Origin of the sequence: Photobacterium alginatilyticum (genome assembly GCF_009910675.1) — a bacterium.
GTDB classification, from domain to species: domain Bacteria; phylum Pseudomonadota; class Gammaproteobacteria; order Enterobacterales; family Vibrionaceae; genus Photobacterium; species Photobacterium alginatilyticum.
In genome coordinates, this window is record NZ_RSEJ01000020.1 from 62,797 (window position 1) to 80,566 (window position 17,770).

Sequence of the window (17,770 nt, forward strand, 5' to 3'; positions counted from 1 at the left end):
GACAAACCCAGCCTGAGGCTGGGTTTTTTTATGTGTTTGCATATTGGTATACAATGCCAGCATCAATGTCGTTGCAAAGGAAAGAAGATGTCAGTTGTTACCCCGACCCAGGTGCTGTTTGCCCAGCCACAGTGGCAAGCCAAGGCTGAAGTCCAGTTATGTCTCCCGGCCGAATGCGGAGGAAGTTGGCTGGTAACGGATCAGACGCCTTTTCATCCGGTCAGCCATATTTGGCCGGATCATCCCGCTGATCAGGGTGAAGTCATAATTGACGGCCGTCGCTATGCTGTTGCCGGTTGTTATACCGGCGCCGTCGAGCTGGCAAGCGGCAAGCTGTTTGTCGGTAGGGATATTCCTGTAAAGCGTGATACCGACGGCTGGGTCTTTGTTGTGGTGCATCATACCGAACATGCTCTGGAGCTGGCAGCCGGTACACTTATAGAGCTGGATGTCGATAAAACGCATCAGCAGGCCCTGAGCCGGGGCCACAGTGGTGGCCACCTGTCGTCACTGGCACTCAACAAGGTGTTGCATCATGACTTCTGGCGCAAAGATGCCTCGCGCAAGGATGAAATGGGCCATTACGACTTTCATAGCTATGCGCAGACCGAGAGTCGGGTGTCAGAAGACTGCAGTACAGATACCTACCGGTTGGGCAAAACGCTGCGTAAACGTGGATTGAACAGTGCAGATCTGCTGCAACGCCTCGATGAAGTCGAGGCCAGGATCAATCAGCAACTGGAAGCTTGGCGTATGGCCGGGGCTGCCGTGGTAATGCGTTGTGAAGGAAAAGCGCTGACCGATTCACGATACTGGCAGTGTGAGCTTGAAAACGGTGTACTGATTGAAATTCCCTGTGGCGGAACACACATTGGCTCGCTGGCCGATTACAGTAAAATTGCTGTTGAATTTCAGCTTGTTAGCGACCAAGAGTTGGTAATGATAACGCGAACAGCAGCTTAAATGACCGCAGGGCGTGTATCAGGCAGCACATTGTTGATGTCCCGTTGCCTGATACCGTTAATTGTCAGCCGAACGATAGCAAGTGATTTTATTTCTTGCTTGATCTTCCCGTATATTGCGAAACGATAAGATATATATATCGTATAAAATCCAAAAACAGAACATGTAACTTATGCTTTCGGGATGTGTATTGATAAATATTCTTTTGGTACCAGATCGCTGATCACGATGGCTTTTGAGGTTGATCAACAGATTCACGCACGATCAAGCTGCCTGAAAATAACGCGATAGCGCTGATCTTTTCACCTTTTAACAGTAACAGCGTCTGTTCGACCGCTGCTTGCGCCATGGCCTCTACCGGAAGCATGACGCTGGAGAGGCTAGGGATTAAGAACGGGCCGGCTGGATCGTTGTCAAAACCCATCACCGAAACCTCTTCCGGCACCTTAATGCCAGCTTCGTGCAGTGCACGGATAGCGCCCATGGCCATATTGTCGTTGGCAGTAAATAGCGCGCTGAACGATTGACCGCTATTAAGTAGTGCCTGACAGGCACGATAGCCGCTCTCGGTGTAATAGTCGCCGTGGTAAATTCCGCAATGGTCTAACTGATGTGTTGCCAGTGAATCCTTGAAGCCCTGCAATCGCAGGCTGGAGTTAACCGAGTCTTCGGGGCCGCTGATACAGGCAATATTGCGGTGGGCTTTGGCGATCAGGAACTCTGTTGCCTGGCAGGCGGCCTTGTACTGGTCAAAACAAATACAGCGCTCTTCGAAGCCATCCACCATCTGGTTGATGACAATCAGGGGGACCGGTAGCTTCTCCATCAGCGGTTTCAGTGTGGCGGCTGGCATTTTCCGGGTGTAGAGAATAATCGCATCGACCTTACGTTCCACCAGGCTGTTGATCGCAAGCTCTTCGGACTCGGCGCTGTGGCCGCCGTCCATGATCAGAAGCTGTTTCCCGGCACCGGCGCTGGTTTCCGATGCTGTGCGCATCAGGCAACTGAAATAGGCTCCCTCGAACGCAGAAACTACCAGTCCCAATGTATTGGTGCAGTTGGTTGCCAATGCCCGGGCAAGGCTGTTGGGTTTGTAGCCAAGGGTGTCCATAGCGTGATATACGGCGTCCGCGGTGGATTTTTTCACTTGTCCGGTGTTGTTAAGCACACGGGAAACCGTGGCCTTGGAGACACCGGCAAGCTTACATACATCGTTAATCGTTGCCATGGGAGAATTGATTCCTGAAAATAATGCCAAACTGAAAAGGTAAAAGCCCGAGCAATGCGCGAGAGGCGTATTGTCGGGCATGATCCCTCTTTGGATCAACTAGGATTTATTGTCACTGTATGCCGTTAGCGCATGGCACCGTTTGACTCAATCACCCCCTGATACCAGAAGAAGGACTTCTTGCGTTGACGGGCCAGGCCATTCTCGCGGTCGACATAGACGAAGCCATACTGTTTCTGGTAACCGTTCAGCCAGCTGAGCAGGTCAATAAAGGACCACGGATAGTAACCGCGAACATCGATGCCCTGTTTGATGGCGTCTTCAGCGGCGGCAATATGGCCTGAAAGGTAATCGATACGCGGATCATCGACGACCTCGCCGTCAATGATAGGGTCTTTGGCACCCAGGCCGTTTTCGGTGATATAGAACGGGATATCGCCATAGCGCTCTTTTAGTCGCATCATTCCGATACACAGTCCTTGCGGATAAATTTCCCAATCCCAGTCGGTATAGGTTGACTCGGGATTACGGACAAATTTGAACAGTCCTTTGAAGCCGAACGCCTGTCCCGAGCCTTTTTGGCCAGTGGTATTGATCTTGGTGTTGTCGGTATCTGGGTTGGCTGCCACCCATTCGCGTTTGTAGTAATTGACCCCGATAAAGTCGCAGATATTGTCCTTGAGCAGGGCTTCATCTTCGGGGGCAAACTCGGGAACGCCCCAGGTCAGTTGTGCCATGTTCAGGATGTGCGGCGGATACTCTCCCTTGAGCACAGGATCATAGAGCCAGTGGGTCAGCAGATCATCGGCCATGTTGCAGGCAGCGACGTCTTCCGGGCTATCGGTGATCGGGTCATGGGGTTGCATGACGTTAACAAAGCCAATTTGGCCGCTGGTCGGCACGTGGCCCAGTGCCTGATAGTGGCGGAATAACTTGACGGCCTTGGCATGGGCAATAAACACGTGATGGCAGGCCTGGATACCGCGCTTGGGATCGGCCAGGCCCGGAGGGTGCGCACCGGTAAAATAGCCCATACCGATAAAGATCAGGGTCTCGTTGAAGGTTGACCACAGCTCGACGCGGTCACCAAACGCCTCATAGCATAGACGGGCATAGTGCTCGAAAGCCTCAATGGTCTCGCGATTTTCCCAGCCGCCGATATCTTGCAGAGCCTGCGGCAGATCCCAGTGATAGAGGGTGATCATGGGTTTGATGCCATGCTTGAGCAGTTCATCAATCAGCTCACTGTAAAACTGAATACCGGCCGGGTTGGCTTCGCCGTGGCCTTCGGGAAGCAGGCGTGGCCAGCTGATCGAGAAACGGTAGCTTTGCAGGCCAGCTTCAGCCATCAGGGCAACATCTTCTTTGAAACGGTGGTAATGATCGGCCGCAATATCGCCGTTGGTACCTTCATGGGTGGTTCCGGGCTGGTGAGAGAAAATATCCCAGATTGACGGTCCTTTGCCGTCGGCGTCATGTGCTCCCTCGACTTGATAGGCCGCGGATGCTGCGCCCCACAAGAAGCTCTCAGGAAAGGCGGATGCTTTCTTTTCGCTCGTCATAGCTGGATTACCTTAGTGTTTGGTGAACAGGACCCAGTCACTGTAATGGAAAGATGAAACCGGTTACAGTAACCGGTTTCACTTTTGGTGGGTAACGTGATCTGGATCGAAAGGATCAATAAACTGAGGTGGATCAAAGGATATTTTCAAGCGTGTGTTTTTTTATTGCGCCAGACTGATGGATCGCAGATGATTTGGTCATTGAAAGTGATAAAGGAACAACAGTTATGAGCGAGAATCGATGTCCCGACTGTCAGGACGAGCTGAGCTGGAAGGACGGTCAGTACTATTGTGATGCCTGCCAGCATCCGGTCAGGAAGCGGGCGTTTTGTCCCGACTGTGATAGCGAGCTGGAAAAGCTACAGGCATGCGGTTCGGCCAGCTATTTCTGTAATAGCTGTAATGAGCTGAAGTCCAAGTCGCGGGTTAGAGTGGTCTTTGAGAAAGCCTGAGTTAATACTTAACAGTGGTAAATCTTGTTTAATCACGGTAACCTTACTTGATAATAATTATCATTACGATATTTATATTCACTGATAGGGATTATTGGTATGACATCAGCTTCTCCACTTTTGCAGGTCAGCAACCTTTCTGTTTCGTTCCGCATGGAAGATGAAACCGTCGAGGCGGTGAAGAATATTTCTTTTCAGCTCGAAAAGGGGCAGACGCTGGCGCTGGTCGGTGAGTCCGGCTCGGGCAAGTCTGTTTCCTCCAGCAGCATCATGGGTCTGCTGCCACCTAATGCGGTGATTTCTCCGGACAGTTCAGTACGCTTTCAGCAACAGGAAATCCTGTCGATGTCCGAAAAGGCATTGCGAAGCGTCCGTGGCGACCGGATTGCCATGATATTTCAGGAGCCGATGACATCACTAAACCCCTACATGGCAGTAGGGGAGCAAGTTGCTGAAGCGATAGTGTGCCACCGTAAGGTGTCGCGCAAGGAAGCGGTCGCCCAAACGCTAGCGCTGTTTCATAAGGTGCAACTGCCCGAGCCGGAAAAGCGGCTCAATCATTACCCTCATGAGTTCTCGGGCGGTCAGCTGCAGCGGATCATGATTGCGATGGCGTTATCCAATAAGCCCGATATTTTGGTGGCCGACGAGCCGACCACGGCACTGGACGTGACGGTACAGGCTGAAGTGCTCAGGTTACTGAAAGATATCCAGGCCGAGATGGGGATGGCCATCTTATTCATTACCCATGACTTGGGGGTGGTAAAACATTTCGCCGACGATGTGGTGGTGATGTGCAAAGGGGAAGTGGTCGAAACGGGGAATGTCCGTCAGATATTTGAACATCCTCGCCACAGCTATACCAAGATGTTGCTGGATGCCGAACCTAAGGCCCATGGACCTTGCGAGGAGACGCACTCGTCATATGTACTGGAAGCCGAAGATGTCAGGGTCAAGTATGTTCTCAAAACCAACTGGCTCGGTGTCGAGACAGAATACCTTGAGGCTGTTAAAGGGATCAGTCTGGCGGTACGTCCGGGTCAGACGGTCGGGATCGTTGGCGAGTCAGGCTCTGGTAAGTCGACCTTGGGCAGAGCGTTGATGCAGTTGCTTCCGTCGACCGGCAATATCCTGTTTGAAGGCCAGAGCATTCGTTCGATGACCGACCGGCAGCGCTACGAGCTGAAGCGGAATATGCAGATGGTGTTCCAGGATCCTTATGGGTCACTGTCACCCAGGATGACGGTTGGCGAAATTATAACCGAACCACTTACCGTTTTCTCCGAATTGAGCAAGCAAGAGCGTATGCAGCGAGCACGTAAGGCGTTGGAAGAAGTGCGCCTTGAGCCGAGCTGTATCAACCGTTATCCCCATGAGTTTTCGGGCGGACAGCGGCAGCGAATCGCGATTGCCCGGGCCTTGATTATGGAGCCGCAGTTTATCCTGCTTGACGAGCCGACATCGGCGCTTGACCGGTCGGTACAGCTGACGGTGCTGGAGCTGCTGAAGGATATTCAGCAGCGACACAATATCGGCTACCTGTTCATCAGCCATGATCTGTCGGTGATACGGGCGATATCCGATGAAGTGATCGTGATGCAGCGCGGCGAAGTGGTAGAGCGGGGGACGGCCCAGCAAGTGTTTGAGGCGCCGCAACAGGCCTATACCCAGCGCCTGATTGACGCCTGTATGCTGGTTGATGATGTGGCCTGATCGCCGAATTTAGTCTGTATATTAAAGGTAAAAATTAAAAAACGCCGCAATAGCGACGTTTTTTGATTCTGGCGCGGTTATCTAGTCGCTGACGACGGAGCGAATTTCTCCGTCAGCCACTTTGGTATTCAGGATATCTCCGGCGCTGACCTGATCGGCTCGGCGGATCACCTTGCCCTTGTCATTGCGGGTAATGGAGTAACCGCGTCCCAGTGTGGCCAGCGGGCTGACCGTTTCCAGTTTCTCTGCGGCCATGGCCAGTTTGTGGCTGGCATTGAGCAGGCGGCGATCCATGGCATCGAGCAGGCGGTGCTGTGCTTTTTCCAGCCGGTTGCTCTGCTGTTTAAGCGTCTGGGCCGGCGAGTGCAGGGCCAGCTTATACTCGGCACGATGAATATGCTGCTGGTGGCGGTTAAGCAATTGGCGCATAGCCCGCTCCATCCGGCTCGACAGCTCGTCAAGGTGTTGCTGCTGTTGGTTCAGGCGCACCTGCGGGTGCTGGCGGTCCAGCCTGTGCTGAAGCTTGATCACTGTCGCCTGACGACCTGCCAGGTAGTAGCGCATTGCATGGTGGAGCTGCTGGGTTTTCTGGCTGATTTTCTGAGTCTGATGGGTCATATCACGACTGATCAGCTCGGCTGCTGCCGACGGCGTCGGCGCCCTGACATCAGCAACAAAATCGGTAATTGTCACATCGACCTCATGGCCGACGGCACTGACCACTGGGATCTGGCTGGCAACGATAGTACGGGCGACGATTTCTTCGTTAAAGGCCCACAAGTCTTCCAGCGAGCCGCCGCCGCGACCAACAATCAGAACATCACACTCCTGGCGGGCATTGGCACGGCCGATAGCCTGGGCTATGGAGATGGCCGCCCCTTCGCCCTGTACCATGGTTGGGTAAATGACCACGGGCAAGCCGGGATCGCGTCGTTGCAAGACATTGAGAATATCATGCAGGGCTGCGCCGGTTTTCGAGGTCACGATGCCGACCCGCTTGGGTTGCTCGGGCAGTGGTTTTTTCAGCGACTGGGCAAACAGGCCTTCAGCGGCCAGCGACATTTTGAGCTGCTCAAATTGCTGCTGCAGGCGACCGTCACCTTCCGGCTGCATGCTCTCGATGATCAGTTGGTAGTCACCACGCGGTTCATACAGAGAAAGCCTGGCTTTCACCAGTACCTGAGTGCCGTTGGCCGGTTTGAAGGTCACCCGGCGATTGCTGCCGCGGAACATAGCGCACTTAACCTGCGCCCGTGAGTCCTTTAGCGTGAAATACCAATGACCGGAGACCGGCATGGACAGGTTTGACAGTTCCCCGACCAGCCAGACTACGCCCATTTCATTTTCGAGAATAAGACGAACCTGTGCATTGAGGCTGGAAACGGTATAGATACGATCGTTGGATTGGGTCTGTTGAGCGAACATGGTCACAAGGCAAGACACCTGTTTTCGAGAGGCTAAGTAGTGCGCGATAACGTGTTGATAAATCAGTAGACAGATCGCTGGACAGATCTTGGTCGTTATCTTATGACCGCAGCACCGGAAACTTAACCGAAATATATTACGCATCAAGCAAAAAGTGTCAACAAAAAAAATTAATTTTTTTGTGGCTAAACGTTTGCTCTCTCCGTATAATTCGTTCGCAATATTTTATCCTCCTTTAAACCACAACTTGGTGTGAGATATTGCAATGTTACGAATCGCTAAAGAAGCTCTGACTTTTGACGACGTTCTACTCGTCCCTGCCCATTCAACTGTTTTACCTAACACTGCCGATCTGCGCACCCAGCTAACGAAGAAAATTACGCTCAACATTCCAATGGTTTCTGCTGCAATGGACACAGTAACCGAAGGCCGTTTCGCGATTGCGTTAGCTCAGGAAGGTGGTATCGGTTTTATCCACAAGAATATGTCTATCGAACAACAAGCGAATGAAGTTCGCATGGTTAAGAAGTTCGAGGCTGGCGTGGTATCCGAACCTGTGACAGTAAAACCAACAGCAACCATTGCTGATGTTAAACAACTAACGATTGAGAACGGTTTTGCTGGTTACCCAGTAGTATCCGACAACAACGAGCTGGTGGGTATTATTACCGGCCGTGATGTTCGTTTTGTTACCGACCTTTCGATGAAGGTTGAAGAGGTGATGACGCCGAAAGGCAAGCTGGCTGCGGCCAAAGAAGGCGCTTCCCGTGAAGAGGTTGAGGCCATCATGCAAGAGCACCGTGTTGAGAAGGTGCTGCTGGTAAACGATGAGTTCCAGCTTAAAGGCATGATCACTGCAAAAGATTTCCAGAAAGCCGAGCGTAAGCCAAATGCATGTAAAGATGAGCTAGGCCGTCTGCGTGTAGGTGCTGCGGTTGGTGCCGGTGCCGGTAACGAAGAGCGTGTTAAGGCTCTGGTTGAAGCGGGTGTTGACGTGCTGCTGATTGACTCGTCGCATGGCCATTCTGAAGGGGTTCTGCAGCGTATCCGCGAGACGCGTGAAGCCTTCCCTGATCTACAAATCATCGGTGGTAACGTGGCCACAGGTGCCGGTGCCCGTGCACTGATTGAAGCCGGCGTTGATGCGGTGAAAGTCGGTATCGGCCCTGGTTCTATCTGTACTACCCGTATCGTTACCGGTGTAGGTGTTCCGCAGATTACCGCTATTTCTGATGCGGCAGACGCGGCAGCCGAGTTCGGCGTTCCTGTTATTGCCGATGGCGGTATCCGCTTCTCGGGTGATATGTGTAAGGCAATCGTTGCCGGTGCATCATGTGTAATGGTGGGTTCTATGTTTGCCGGTACCGAAGAAGCACCGGGTGAAGTTGAGCTTTATCAGGGCCGTGCCTACAAGTCATACCGTGGTATGGGCTCGCTGGGTGCAATGTCCCAGGGCTCTTCTGACCGCTACTTCCAGTCTGACAATGCGGCTGACAAACTGGTACCGGAAGGTATCGAGGGCCGCGTTGCCTACAAAGGCCATATCAAGGAAATCGTTCACCAGCAGATGGGCGGCTTGCGCTCGAGCATGGGCCTGACCGGTTCGGCAACGATTGAGGCACTGCGCACAAAAGCTGAGTTTGTGCGTATCTCCGGTGCGGGTATGAAAGAGTCGCATGTTCATGATGTGACCATTACCAAGGAAGCACCAAACTACCGTATGGGGTAATTTTCACCAAGCGCACTGTTGCTTGAGGAAAACGTTTGCCTAAACGGGAAACTTGTATAAGATCGGGGGCGTTTCTAGGCCCCCAAATTTCACTTTTTTTGAGACTGCTCGATAATGACCACTACCACAAACATTCATGACCAACGCATCCTGATCCTGGATTTTGGTTCTCAGTATACTCAGCTAATCGCCCGTCGAATCCGTGAAATCGGTGTGTATTGTGAGCTTTGGAGCTGGGATGTTGATGAAGCCGATATCCGCGACTTCAACCCTAACGGTATCATTCTTTCTGGTGGTCCGGAGAGTGTTACCGAGGAAGGTTCTCCGCGTGCACCGCAATATGTATTCGAAGCGGGTGTACCTGTTTTTGGTGTGTGCTACGGCATGCAGACCATGGCTGAGCAGCTGGGCGGCAAGGTAGCCGGTTCAACACTGCGTGAGTTTGGCTACGCACAGGTTAAAGTGGTTGAGCCGACAGATTTCTTTAAAAATATCGAAGATGCCATCGCTGAAGACGGCACGGCGCTACTTGACGTATGGATGAGCCACGGTGACAAAGTGGTTGAGATCCCGTCTGATTTTGTGAAAGTGGCTGAAACCGACACTTGTCCGTACGCTGCAATGGCCAATGAAGAGAAGCACTTTTACGGCGTTCAGTTCCACCCTGAAGTCACGCACACTCGTCAGGGAATGCGTATTATCGAAAACTTCGTGCTGAACATCTGTGGCTGTGAAAAGCTTTGGACATCAGCCAATATTATTGAAGATGCGGTTGCCCGCATCAAAGAGCAGGTCGGTGACGACGAGGTGATCCTTGGCCTGTCCGGCGGTGTTGACTCATCGGTGGTAGCAATGCTTATCCACCGTGCCATCGGTGACAAGCTCACTTGTGTATTTGTTGATAACGGTCTGCTTCGCCTGAACGAAGGTGAGCAGGTGATGGAGATGTTTGGCGATCACTTCGGTCTCAACATTGTCCATGTGAATGCGGAAGACCGCTTCCTTGATGCGCTGGCTGGCGAGGCGGAGCCTGAAGCCAAGCGTAAGATTATCGGCCATGTGTTTGTTGATGTTTTCGACGAGGAGTCGAAGAAGCTTGAGAATGCGAAATGGTTGGCTCAAGGCACAATCTACCCGGATGTGATTGAATCGGCGGCGTCTAAAACCGGTAAAGCACACGTTATCAAATCTCACCACAACGTGGGTGGTTTGCCAGATGATATGGAAATGGGCTTGGTTGAACCGCTCAAAGAGCTGTTTAAAGATGAAGTTCGCAAGATTGGCCTGGAGCTGGGTCTGCCATACAACATGCTTTACCGCCATCCGTTCCCGGGACCTGGTCTTGGTGTCCGCGTACTGGGTGAAGTGAAGAAAGAGTACTGTGATTTGCTGCGCCGTGCTGATGCAATCTTCATTGAAGAGCTGCACAATGCGGATCTGTACAATAAGGTTTCTCAGGCATTCACCGTATTCCTGCCGGTACGTTCGGTTGGCGTAATGGGCGATGGCCGTAAGTATGACTGGGTTGTATCGCTACGTGCCGTGGAGACAATCGACTTTATGACTGCGCATTGGGCTCACCTGCCATATGATTTCCTTGGCAAGGTATCGAACCGTATTATCAACGAAGTCGATGGGATCTCCCGCGTGGTTTACGATGTATCCGGTAAACCGCCAGCAACTATCGAGTGGGAATAAGTTTACTGCGTTGACAGAAGCTTTGATGCTTCGCTTCTGTCATTGACTGGGCGAAGCTGATGAAAAAGGCACCTTCGGGTGCCTTTTTTCGTATTGAGCCTAGTGAGCTAGAAGGTAGATGCTAATGGGCAATAAAAACGAAGTATCGGTTTGCTTGTACGTATTGTTGTTGGGAGAATGATTCCATTCTGTTGCTTGCTTGTTGGTGGTGTGTTCTGCATTAATACTTTTTTACAAAATATCCTTACGGGTTTTGGTTGTTTGTTGGGTTAGTGTGCGTTTTATTTATCAGCTTTCATTACAATCAACTGATAACCCGAGAGGGGTATTCATTTGGCGACAAAAATATAAATGCAGCGCCGCAACTATACACATCATCAACAGCCATGGAGTTCCCATGAGTAATGAAGCAGTACAGAAAGCACCCGATGCCCCATCGAGTGCGATGGATAAGTTCTTAAACTTCATAGAACGCGCAGGAAATAAGATCCCCGATCCTGCCCTACTTTTTTTCTGGGGACTCGTCATCGTCTGGGCCTTGTCAGCACTACTTTCTCAGTTCGAATTTGGACTGATCCACCCTGTTACAGGACAAGCCATCGAGATCAACAACCTTCTGACAGGTCAGTCCCTGGCTGGGTTCCTGTCTGGTATGGTTAAAACCTTCACTGGGTTTGCACCCCTGGGAATTGTATTGGTAGCGATGCTGGGTGTCGGTGTTGCAGAAGCGTCCGGTTTTATTAACACCGGCCTGAAAAAAATGCTGAACTTCACGCCTGCCAAGCTGCTAACACCAATGCTTATCCTGGTGGCGATCGTTTCCCACACTGCTGCAGATGCCGGTTACGTCCTGGTTATTCCTCTTGGCGGTATTATTTTCCATGCTGCGGGTCGTCATCCGTTAGCGGGTATCGCAGCGGCATTTGCTGGTGTATCGGGCGGCTTCTCGGCTAACTTCATTCCTTCTGGAATTGACCCGTTATTGGCCGGCTTTACTCAGTCTGCTGCGCAAATTCTTGACCCTGAGTATGTCGTTAACCCGCTGTCTAACTTGCTGTTTACTGGCCTGTCTTCAATTATCGTTGTTGCGATCGGCTGGTATGTCACTGAGAAAATTATCGAGCCACGCCTGAGCAAGACACCAATTGATGACGATGCCGAAGAAGCGCCGGATCTGGGCTCATTTACCGATATTGAATCAAAGGCTTTCAACCGCGCTGGTTGGGCAATGGTTATCGGTATCGTGGCATTGGTGGCGGCCGTTTTCCCTGAAACCTCACCACTGCGATCGCCGGAAGGGGAAATAACGGCCTTTACCGCACCTTTGATGCAGTCTATTGTGCCGCTGATCTTCATCCTGTTCATTATCCCGGGTGTGGTTTATGGCCGCGTATCAGGTACGTTTAAATCAAGTGACGATATTATTAAGGCGATGTCGGCGACCATGGGAACCATGGGCGGCTATATTGTCATGGCCTTCTTCTGTGCCCAGTTCCTGGCTGCATTCAGCCAGTCTAACCTTGGTACATTGCTGGCACTATCGGGAGCCGATCTGCTGAAAGCTATGAACCTGCCGGGTCAGATCACCATCGTTGGTATGATCCTGCTGACTGCTTTCGTTAACCTGCTAGTGGGCTCGGCATCGGCAAAGTGGGCCTTGATTGGCCCAATCCTGGTGCCAATGCTGATGGCGGTTGGTATTTCTCCTGAACTGACTCAGGCGGCGTACCGTGTGGGTGATTCTGTGTCCAATATCATTTCACCACTGATGGTGTTCTTCCCGCTGGTGGTGGTCTATACCCAGCGTTATGTGAAGAGTTCGGGTATCGGTACGCTGGCCTCATTGATGATGCCGTACTCGATTGCCATGCTGATTGGCTGGACAATCTTCCTGTTGGCCTACTGGGCGATTGGTATCCCGCTGGGTATTCAGGCGCCGTACACATACAGCATGTAACCAATACTGTTACTGTTTGTTATCAAGCCCCGCACTGCGGGGCTTTTTATTGGTGGGAATGATAATAAATACCCAAAACGTATAAAATTCTAATTAATTGTATTTTTGTAATTTTTTATTCTAAAAATTATTATTTTGGTCGTTTGTTATGTGCTGGTCATTAATGCCAATTTGATGCTGTTACTCTTTCCTTATTCTCTAAAATTTAAGTTTTTGGTGGTTTATTAATCTTGCTTGTTGCCTTTTTGTGAGTTTTACGTGTTGCGAGTGATTTGTTACTTTCACCCTCCAAACACAACATATAACTCAATCGAAGTAGTAAGGAAGTACGATTATGAGTGAGACCATTACACCGCCTCCCGCCCAAAAGGGAGTGATCGCGTTTATCGAGCGTGCAGGAAAGAAAATTCCTGATCCCGTTATAATTTTCATGTTCCTGTTTACCTTTTCGCTGTTGCTGACCGGGCTAATTGGCGGTTTGCAGTTTGAGACCACCGGGGCTGATGGTGGCGCTGTTACCCATACCATCAAAAACATGATGGCGACTGAAAGTGTGCGCTGGATGTTCGACAATGCGCTGTTGACCAACTGGCTGTCATTTGGCGGTGGTGTGCTGGGGGTGATCCTGATTGTGATGCTGGGGGTCGGTATTGCTGAAAACTCTGGTCTGCTGTCGGCGGTGATCAAGAAAGTCGGCTTACGTATCAATGATCGCTGGCTGCCGTTGATGGTGGTTTTTCTGGGCATCATGAGCTCAATTGCCACGGATGCCGGCTACCTTATTCTTATTCCGTTGGCTGGCCTGCTGTATGCTGGTTTAGGTAAAAACCCGCTGATTGGTATGGCTGCGGCATTTGCCGGGGTTTCTGCCGGCTTCTCTGCCAACCTGATCCCGGCCACACCGGTTGACGTCATTTTGGGGGCGAACGCCCGTATTTTTGCCGAATCTCAGGGTATCCCGTTTGAAACGGCAAGCGGTGAGGCCATTAACCCGGCAACCATGCATTACTTCTTTATCTTTATCTCAACCTTCATTCTGGCAGGACTGGGTGCCTGGGTGACCACCCGTTTCGTGGCACCGCGCCTTGAGAAGATGTCCTATGAGCTGCCGGAAGATCTGAACCTGAACGATTTTCAGGTATCGGATGCCGACAATAAAGGTCTGCGCGCTGCTGGTATCGGCCTGGTGCTGGCTCTGTTGGCAGTTGCTGGCTTGGCAATGGGGCCGCTTGCTACGTACACCAATGAGGCTGGCCGTGAAGTAACGCCATTCCTTGATAACGTTATCTTGTTGATTGCGATGGTATTTGCCGTTGTGGGGATTTTCTTCGGTGTCGCAACCGGGAAGTTTAAGTCTTTGCAGGACGTGGTCAAGGCGATGGTGAAGCAGATGAACACCATGGGCTACATTCTGGTGCTGACATTCTTCTGTTATAACTTTCTGGCGCTATTAGGCTTTTCTGGGCTGGGTACGTATGTCACCTACCTTGGTGCCTCTTTCCTCGGCTCGCTGGGATTGCAGGATTATCCCATTTTGCTGATCATCGGCTTTATCATGACAACAGCGGTGATCAACCTGTTTGTCGGTGGCCTGACGTCTAAATGGATGCTGCTGGGACCGATCTTTGTTCCTATGTTATATCAGGTTAACCCGAACATGACGCCGGATCTGGTGACTGCTGCCTACCGTATCGCGGACTCATCAACCAATATCATCACCCCGATGATGACCTATGCAGGTGTTATTCTGGCATTTATGCGTAAGTACAAGCCTGAGCTGAGTTTTGGTGATGTGATTGCGATGATGGTGCCGTACTCACTGACGTTCCTGAGCGTGTGGACGGCGGTTCTGGTTGGCTTCTTTGCGTTCAACATTCCGCTAGGTTTCTGATCTTACTATTGAAGCTCTAAATACACATCAAGCCCGGCAACTGCCGGGCTTGTTCGTTCTGCCTGTTTCGCGGGTTACGCTTCGAAGTGTCTGGCATGAAAGCGAAGATGCTCTTCGATAAAGCTGGCAATGAAATAGTAGCTATGGTCATAGCCTTCCTGCATCCGTAACTCGAGCGGGTAGCCGCTGTGCTTGGCGGCAGCCTGCAACATTTCGGGTTTTAGCTGTTCGGTCAGGAAGTCATCTTTGCTGCCCTGATCAACCAGGGCCGGAACCTGTTTGGTTGCCTGTTTCAACAGCTCGCTGCTGTCATATTGCTTCCAGTCATCCTGGTTATTTCCCAGGTAGCCGGTAAAGGCTTTTTTGCCCCATGGGCAGTTAACCGGGTTGGTGATCGGACTGAAAGCCGAGACCGAAGTAAAACGCTCCGGGTTGCGCAGGGCAATCATCAGGGCGCCATGTCCGCCCATTGAGTGGCCGCTTATCGCCCGTTGCTGGCTGACCTGGAAGTTATTCTCGACAAGTTCTGGCAGCTCTTTGACCACATAGTCATACATACGATAGTGGCGGTTCCACGGCGCTTGGGTAGCATTGATATAGAAGCCGGCGCCTAAACCGAAGTCGTAGCTGCCTTGCGGATCATCGCTGACGCCTTCACCACGCGGGCTGGTGTCAGGGGCGACAATGGCGATACCGAGCTCGGCTGCCATGCGCTGGGCCCCGGCTTTCTGCATGAAGTTTTCGTCGCTGCAGGTGAGGCCGGATAACCAGTAGAGGACCGGCACCTTAACGCCTTTGGCTGCCTGGGGCGGCAGATAAATCGCAAAGCGCATATTGCAGTTCAGGGTGGCTGAGTGGTGGCTGTATTGTTTATGCCAGCCGCCGAAACTTTTGTTGGCACTGATATTTTCTAAAGTCATAAGATGGCTTGTCTCTGATATGTCAAAAAGCGCTGCCGGAGCAGCGCTGATTTATCTTTACGCCGATAGGCTCTACAGGCGATTGGACTATTTGTCGAAGTGGATAACGCTGCGAATACTCTTGCCTTCGTGCATAAGGTCAAACGCGTGGTTAAGATCTTCCAGCCCCATGGTATGGGTGATGAAGTCATCCAGTGCGAACTCGCCTGCCATGTAACGTTCAACAATCTCAGGCAGTTCAGAGCGGCCTTTCACACCACCGAAGGCAGAACCGCGCCATACACGGCCGGTAACCAGCTGGAACGGACGGGTAGAGATTTCCTGACCTGCGCCGGCCACACCGATGATCACGGACTCGCCCCAGCCCTTATGGCAGCACTCAAGAGCAGAGCGCATGACGTTGACGTTACCGATACATTCGAAAGAGTAATCGACGCCGCCATCGGTCATATCGACAATCACTTCCTGAATCGGCTTGTCGTAGTCATTCGGGTTAATGCAGTCAGTTGCGCCCAGCTTTTTGGCCAGCTCATATTTGCTTTCATTGATATCGACACCAATGATGCGGCTTGCGCCAGCCATGGTCGCGCCAATGATGGCTGACAGGCCGATACCGCCAAGACCGAAGATAGCAACCGTATCACCTTTCTCAACTTTGGCTGTGTTAAGCACGGCACCCATACCGGTTGTGACCCCACAGCCTAGCAGACAAACTTCTTCTAGCGGTGCGTCTTTGTTGACTTTGGCTAGCGAAATCTCCGGCAGTACTGTGTACTCAGAGAATGTTGAGCAGCCCATGTAATGGAAGATCGGCTTACCGTCTTTATAGAAGCGGGTAGTGCCGTCAGGCATCAGGCCTTTGCCCTGTGTTTCGCGTACGGCTTGGCATAGGTTGGTTTTGCCAGACTTACAGAATTTACACTCGCCGCACTCAGCGGTGTAGAGCGGAATGACATGATCGCCGACCTGGACACTGGTTACGCCTTCGCCGACCTGCTCGACAATACCGCCGCCTTCGTGGCCGAGAATAGACGGGAAGATGCCTTCAGGATCTTCGCCAGAAAGTGTGAAGGCATCGGTATGGCAAACACCGGTTGCGACGATGCGGACAAGCACTTCTCCCGCTCTTGGTAGCATGACATCGACTTCTTCGATTGACAGTGGCTGATTAGGGCCCCAGGCAACAGCAGCTTTGGATTTGATAAATTGATCAGACATTCTGCACTCTCTTCTCTAAGGATTTAGGTATCTACAGAGCTCCGTCTTATCGCGCTTTGTCCGGTTGAACGAACCAAAATATCGCGGGCGGTATCAATACACTGTAGAAAAGAAATTCGCTATCGACGATAGTGATAGCCATCTAACGTCGCTCGTTGTGATGGCGAGTATTATATTTGTTTCAGAATGAATGATAATCACCTGGTTCATCAAATCACTTTTACTATCTGGTAATAATGGTTATTTGGAAGGGGCGGACAAGATGTTGATATTTCTGATGGCGTTAACTCATCGGACGCAGGTGGTTGGAGCCAGCTGTGCTTGGCATTATAATGCGCCTCCAGAGACTGAAAGTATGATTTGAGAGATCCCGTGACCGATCAGAGCCAAGACGAACTGTTTATGCGCCGCGCCATTGAACTGGCGGCCAAAGCCGAGGAAGAGGGTGAGGTGCCTGTCGGGGCGGTCGTCGTGTATGACGGCCAGGTGATCGGCGAGGGCTGGAACCGCTCAATCGGCCAGCATGATGCAACGGCCCACGCTGAAATTATGGCCCTTCGCCAGGCCGGCAAAGTGATCCAGAATTACCGTCTGCTAGATGCTACCTTGTATGTGACGCTGGAACCCTGTCCGATGTGTGCCGGTGCGATGGTGCACAGCCGGGTGGGCAAGGTGATCTACGGGGCCTGCGATTTAAAAACCGGAGCGGCCGGCAGCGTGATGAATCTGCTGAGCTATGATCAGGTGAACCATCATGTCGCTTGCGAATCAGGTTTACTGGCTGACGAGTGCCGGGCCCAGTTACAGGCCTTCTTCAAGCGCCGCCGGACAGAGAAAAAAGCAGAGAAAAAGGCCCGCCAGGCAGCACTTAACGAACATCCTGCCAAGGCATAGCAATACGAGAAGCAAACCGCTATAAAAACAAAGCCCGGCACGATGCCGGGCTTTGTTGTATTGCTCTGTTGTTTTTGTTGCATTGCTTTCGCTGTTTCGTGAGCGCCTGAAAGTCGAGGC

13 protein-coding genes are annotated in these 17,770 nt (G+C 51.6%); 8 read left to right on the forward strand and 5 right to left on the reverse strand.

Translation table 11 applies throughout. From position 1 onward, the window contains the following. Positions 1-87 precede the first annotated feature (87 nt). The gene (locus EIZ48_RS18320; RefSeq protein ID WP_160654430.1) at positions 88-963 is read left to right on the forward strand and encodes an alanyl-tRNA editing protein; all 876 of its coding nucleotides are present in this window, start codon (positions 88-90) and stop codon (positions 961-963) included. 223 nt (positions 964-1,186) lie between these two features. On the opposite strand, the gene EIZ48_RS18325 is transcribed toward EIZ48_RS18320, so the two are convergent. Together EIZ48_RS18325 and EIZ48_RS18330 are read right to left on the reverse strand one after the other, a co-directional pair. Further along, positions 1,187-2,191, reverse strand: coding sequence for a LacI family DNA-binding transcriptional regulator (locus EIZ48_RS18325; protein WP_160654433.1), 1,005 nt, complete (start codon positions 2,189-2,191; stop codon positions 1,187-1,189). Between the two features lie 125 nt (positions 2,192-2,316). Further along, positions 2,317-3,753, reverse strand: coding sequence for a GH1 family beta-glucosidase (locus EIZ48_RS18330; RefSeq protein WP_160654436.1), 1,437 nt, complete (start codon positions 3,751-3,753; stop codon positions 2,317-2,319). A 227-nt stretch (positions 3,754-3,980) separates the two neighbouring features. On the opposite strand from EIZ48_RS18330, the gene EIZ48_RS18335 reads away from it, so the two are divergent. After that, a complete protein-coding gene (locus EIZ48_RS18335; protein WP_160654439.1) occupies positions 3,981-4,205 on the forward strand; it encodes a zinc ribbon domain-containing protein in 225 nt (74 codons plus the stop codon). Positions 4,206-4,304: 99 nt separating this feature from the next. Then, on the forward strand, positions 4,305-5,918 hold the full coding sequence (locus EIZ48_RS18340) for an ABC transporter ATP-binding protein (protein ID WP_160654441.1): 1,614 nt from the start codon (positions 4,305-4,307) through the stop codon (positions 5,916-5,918). 81 nt (positions 5,919-5,999) lie between these two features. On the opposite strand, the gene xseA is transcribed toward EIZ48_RS18340, so the two are convergent. Continuing rightward, on the reverse strand, positions 6,000-7,343 hold the full coding sequence (xseA, locus tag EIZ48_RS18345; RefSeq protein WP_192928631.1) for an exodeoxyribonuclease VII large subunit: 1,344 nt from the start codon (positions 7,341-7,343) through the stop codon (positions 6,000-6,002). Between the two features lie 265 nt (positions 7,344-7,608). Here xseA and guaB point away from each other — a divergent pair, with 265 nt between their 5' ends. The 4 genes from guaB to EIZ48_RS18365 all read left to right on the forward strand — a co-directional run bounded on the left by guaB (position 7,609) and on the right by EIZ48_RS18365 (position 14,618). Further along, positions 7,609-9,072 (forward strand): IMP dehydrogenase, encoded by a 1,464-nt coding sequence (guaB, locus tag EIZ48_RS18350; RefSeq protein ID WP_160654447.1) that lies wholly within the window; start codon positions 7,609-7,611, stop codon positions 9,070-9,072. Between the two features lie 114 nt (positions 9,073-9,186). After that, positions 9,187-10,770: a glutamine-hydrolyzing GMP synthase gene (gene guaA / locus EIZ48_RS18355; protein ID WP_160654450.1), complete on the forward strand. Its 1,584-nt coding sequence runs from the start codon at positions 9,187-9,189 to the stop codon at positions 10,768-10,770. A 397-nt stretch (positions 10,771-11,167) separates the two neighbouring features. Next, entirely contained in the window at positions 11,168-12,727 is a 1,560-nt protein-coding gene (locus tag EIZ48_RS18360) for an AbgT family transporter (RefSeq protein WP_075763679.1), read from the forward strand. 334 nt (positions 12,728-13,061) lie between these two features. Next, positions 13,062-14,618, forward strand: coding sequence for an AbgT family transporter (locus EIZ48_RS18365; RefSeq protein WP_160654453.1), 1,557 nt, complete (start codon positions 13,062-13,064; stop codon positions 14,616-14,618). A 74-nt stretch (positions 14,619-14,692) separates the two neighbouring features. Here the strand turns inward: EIZ48_RS18365 and fghA are convergent, their stop codons facing one another. Both fghA and EIZ48_RS18375 read right to left on the reverse strand, forming a co-directional pair. Next, positions 14,693-15,538, reverse strand: a complete 846-nt coding sequence (gene fghA / locus EIZ48_RS18370; RefSeq protein ID WP_160654456.1) for an S-formylglutathione hydrolase — start codon at positions 15,536-15,538, stop codon at positions 14,693-14,695. 87 nt (positions 15,539-15,625) lie between these two features. Then, entirely contained in the window at positions 15,626-16,756 is a 1,131-nt protein-coding gene (locus EIZ48_RS18375) for an S-(hydroxymethyl)glutathione dehydrogenase/class III alcohol dehydrogenase (protein ID WP_160654459.1), read from the reverse strand. A 372-nt stretch (positions 16,757-17,128) separates the two neighbouring features. On the opposite strand from EIZ48_RS18375, the gene tadA reads away from it, so the two are divergent. After that, complete coding sequence (gene tadA, locus EIZ48_RS18380; RefSeq protein WP_160654462.1) at positions 17,129-17,650, forward strand: tRNA adenosine(34) deaminase TadA; 522 nt, start codon at positions 17,129-17,131, stop codon at positions 17,648-17,650. Positions 17,651-17,770 lie beyond the last annotated feature (120 nt).

Excerpts from the sequence above, each read along its gene's own strand:
- fghA (WP_160654456.1), bottom strand. The coding sequence starts at position 15,538 with ATGACTTTAGAAAATATCAGTGCCAACAAAAGTTTCGGCGGCTGGCAT.
- guaB (WP_160654447.1), top strand. The coding sequence starts at position 7,609 with ATGTTACGAATCGCTAAAGAAGCTCTGACTTTTGACGACGTTCTACTC.
- EIZ48_RS18375 (WP_160654459.1), bottom strand. The coding sequence starts at position 16,756 with ATGTCTGATCAATTTATCAAATCCAAAGCTGCTGTTGCCTGGGGCCCT.
- EIZ48_RS18320 (WP_160654430.1), top strand. The coding sequence starts at position 88 with ATGTCAGTTGTTACCCCGACCCAGGTGCTGTTTGCCCAGCCACAGTGG.
- guaA (WP_160654450.1), top strand. The coding sequence starts at position 9,187 with ATGACCACTACCACAAACATTCATGACCAACGCATCCTGATCCTGGAT.
- EIZ48_RS18335 (WP_160654439.1), top strand. The coding sequence starts at position 3,981 with ATGAGCGAGAATCGATGTCCCGACTGTCAGGACGAGCTGAGCTGGAAG.
- EIZ48_RS18330 (WP_160654436.1), bottom strand. The coding sequence starts at position 3,753 with ATGACGAGCGAAAAGAAAGCATCCGCCTTTCCTGAGAGCTTCTTGTGG.
- xseA (WP_192928631.1), bottom strand. The coding sequence starts at position 7,343 with ATGTTCGCTCAACAGACCCAATCCAACGATCGTATCTATACCGTTTCC.
- EIZ48_RS18325 (WP_160654433.1), bottom strand. The coding sequence starts at position 2,191 with ATGGCAACGATTAACGATGTATGTAAGCTTGCCGGTGTCTCCAAGGCC.
- EIZ48_RS18360 (WP_075763679.1), top strand. The coding sequence starts at position 11,168 with ATGAGTAATGAAGCAGTACAGAAAGCACCCGATGCCCCATCGAGTGCG.
- EIZ48_RS18365 (WP_160654453.1), top strand. The coding sequence starts at position 13,062 with ATGAGTGAGACCATTACACCGCCTCCCGCCCAAAAGGGAGTGATCGCG.
- EIZ48_RS18340 (WP_160654441.1), top strand. The coding sequence starts at position 4,305 with ATGACATCAGCTTCTCCACTTTTGCAGGTCAGCAACCTTTCTGTTTCG.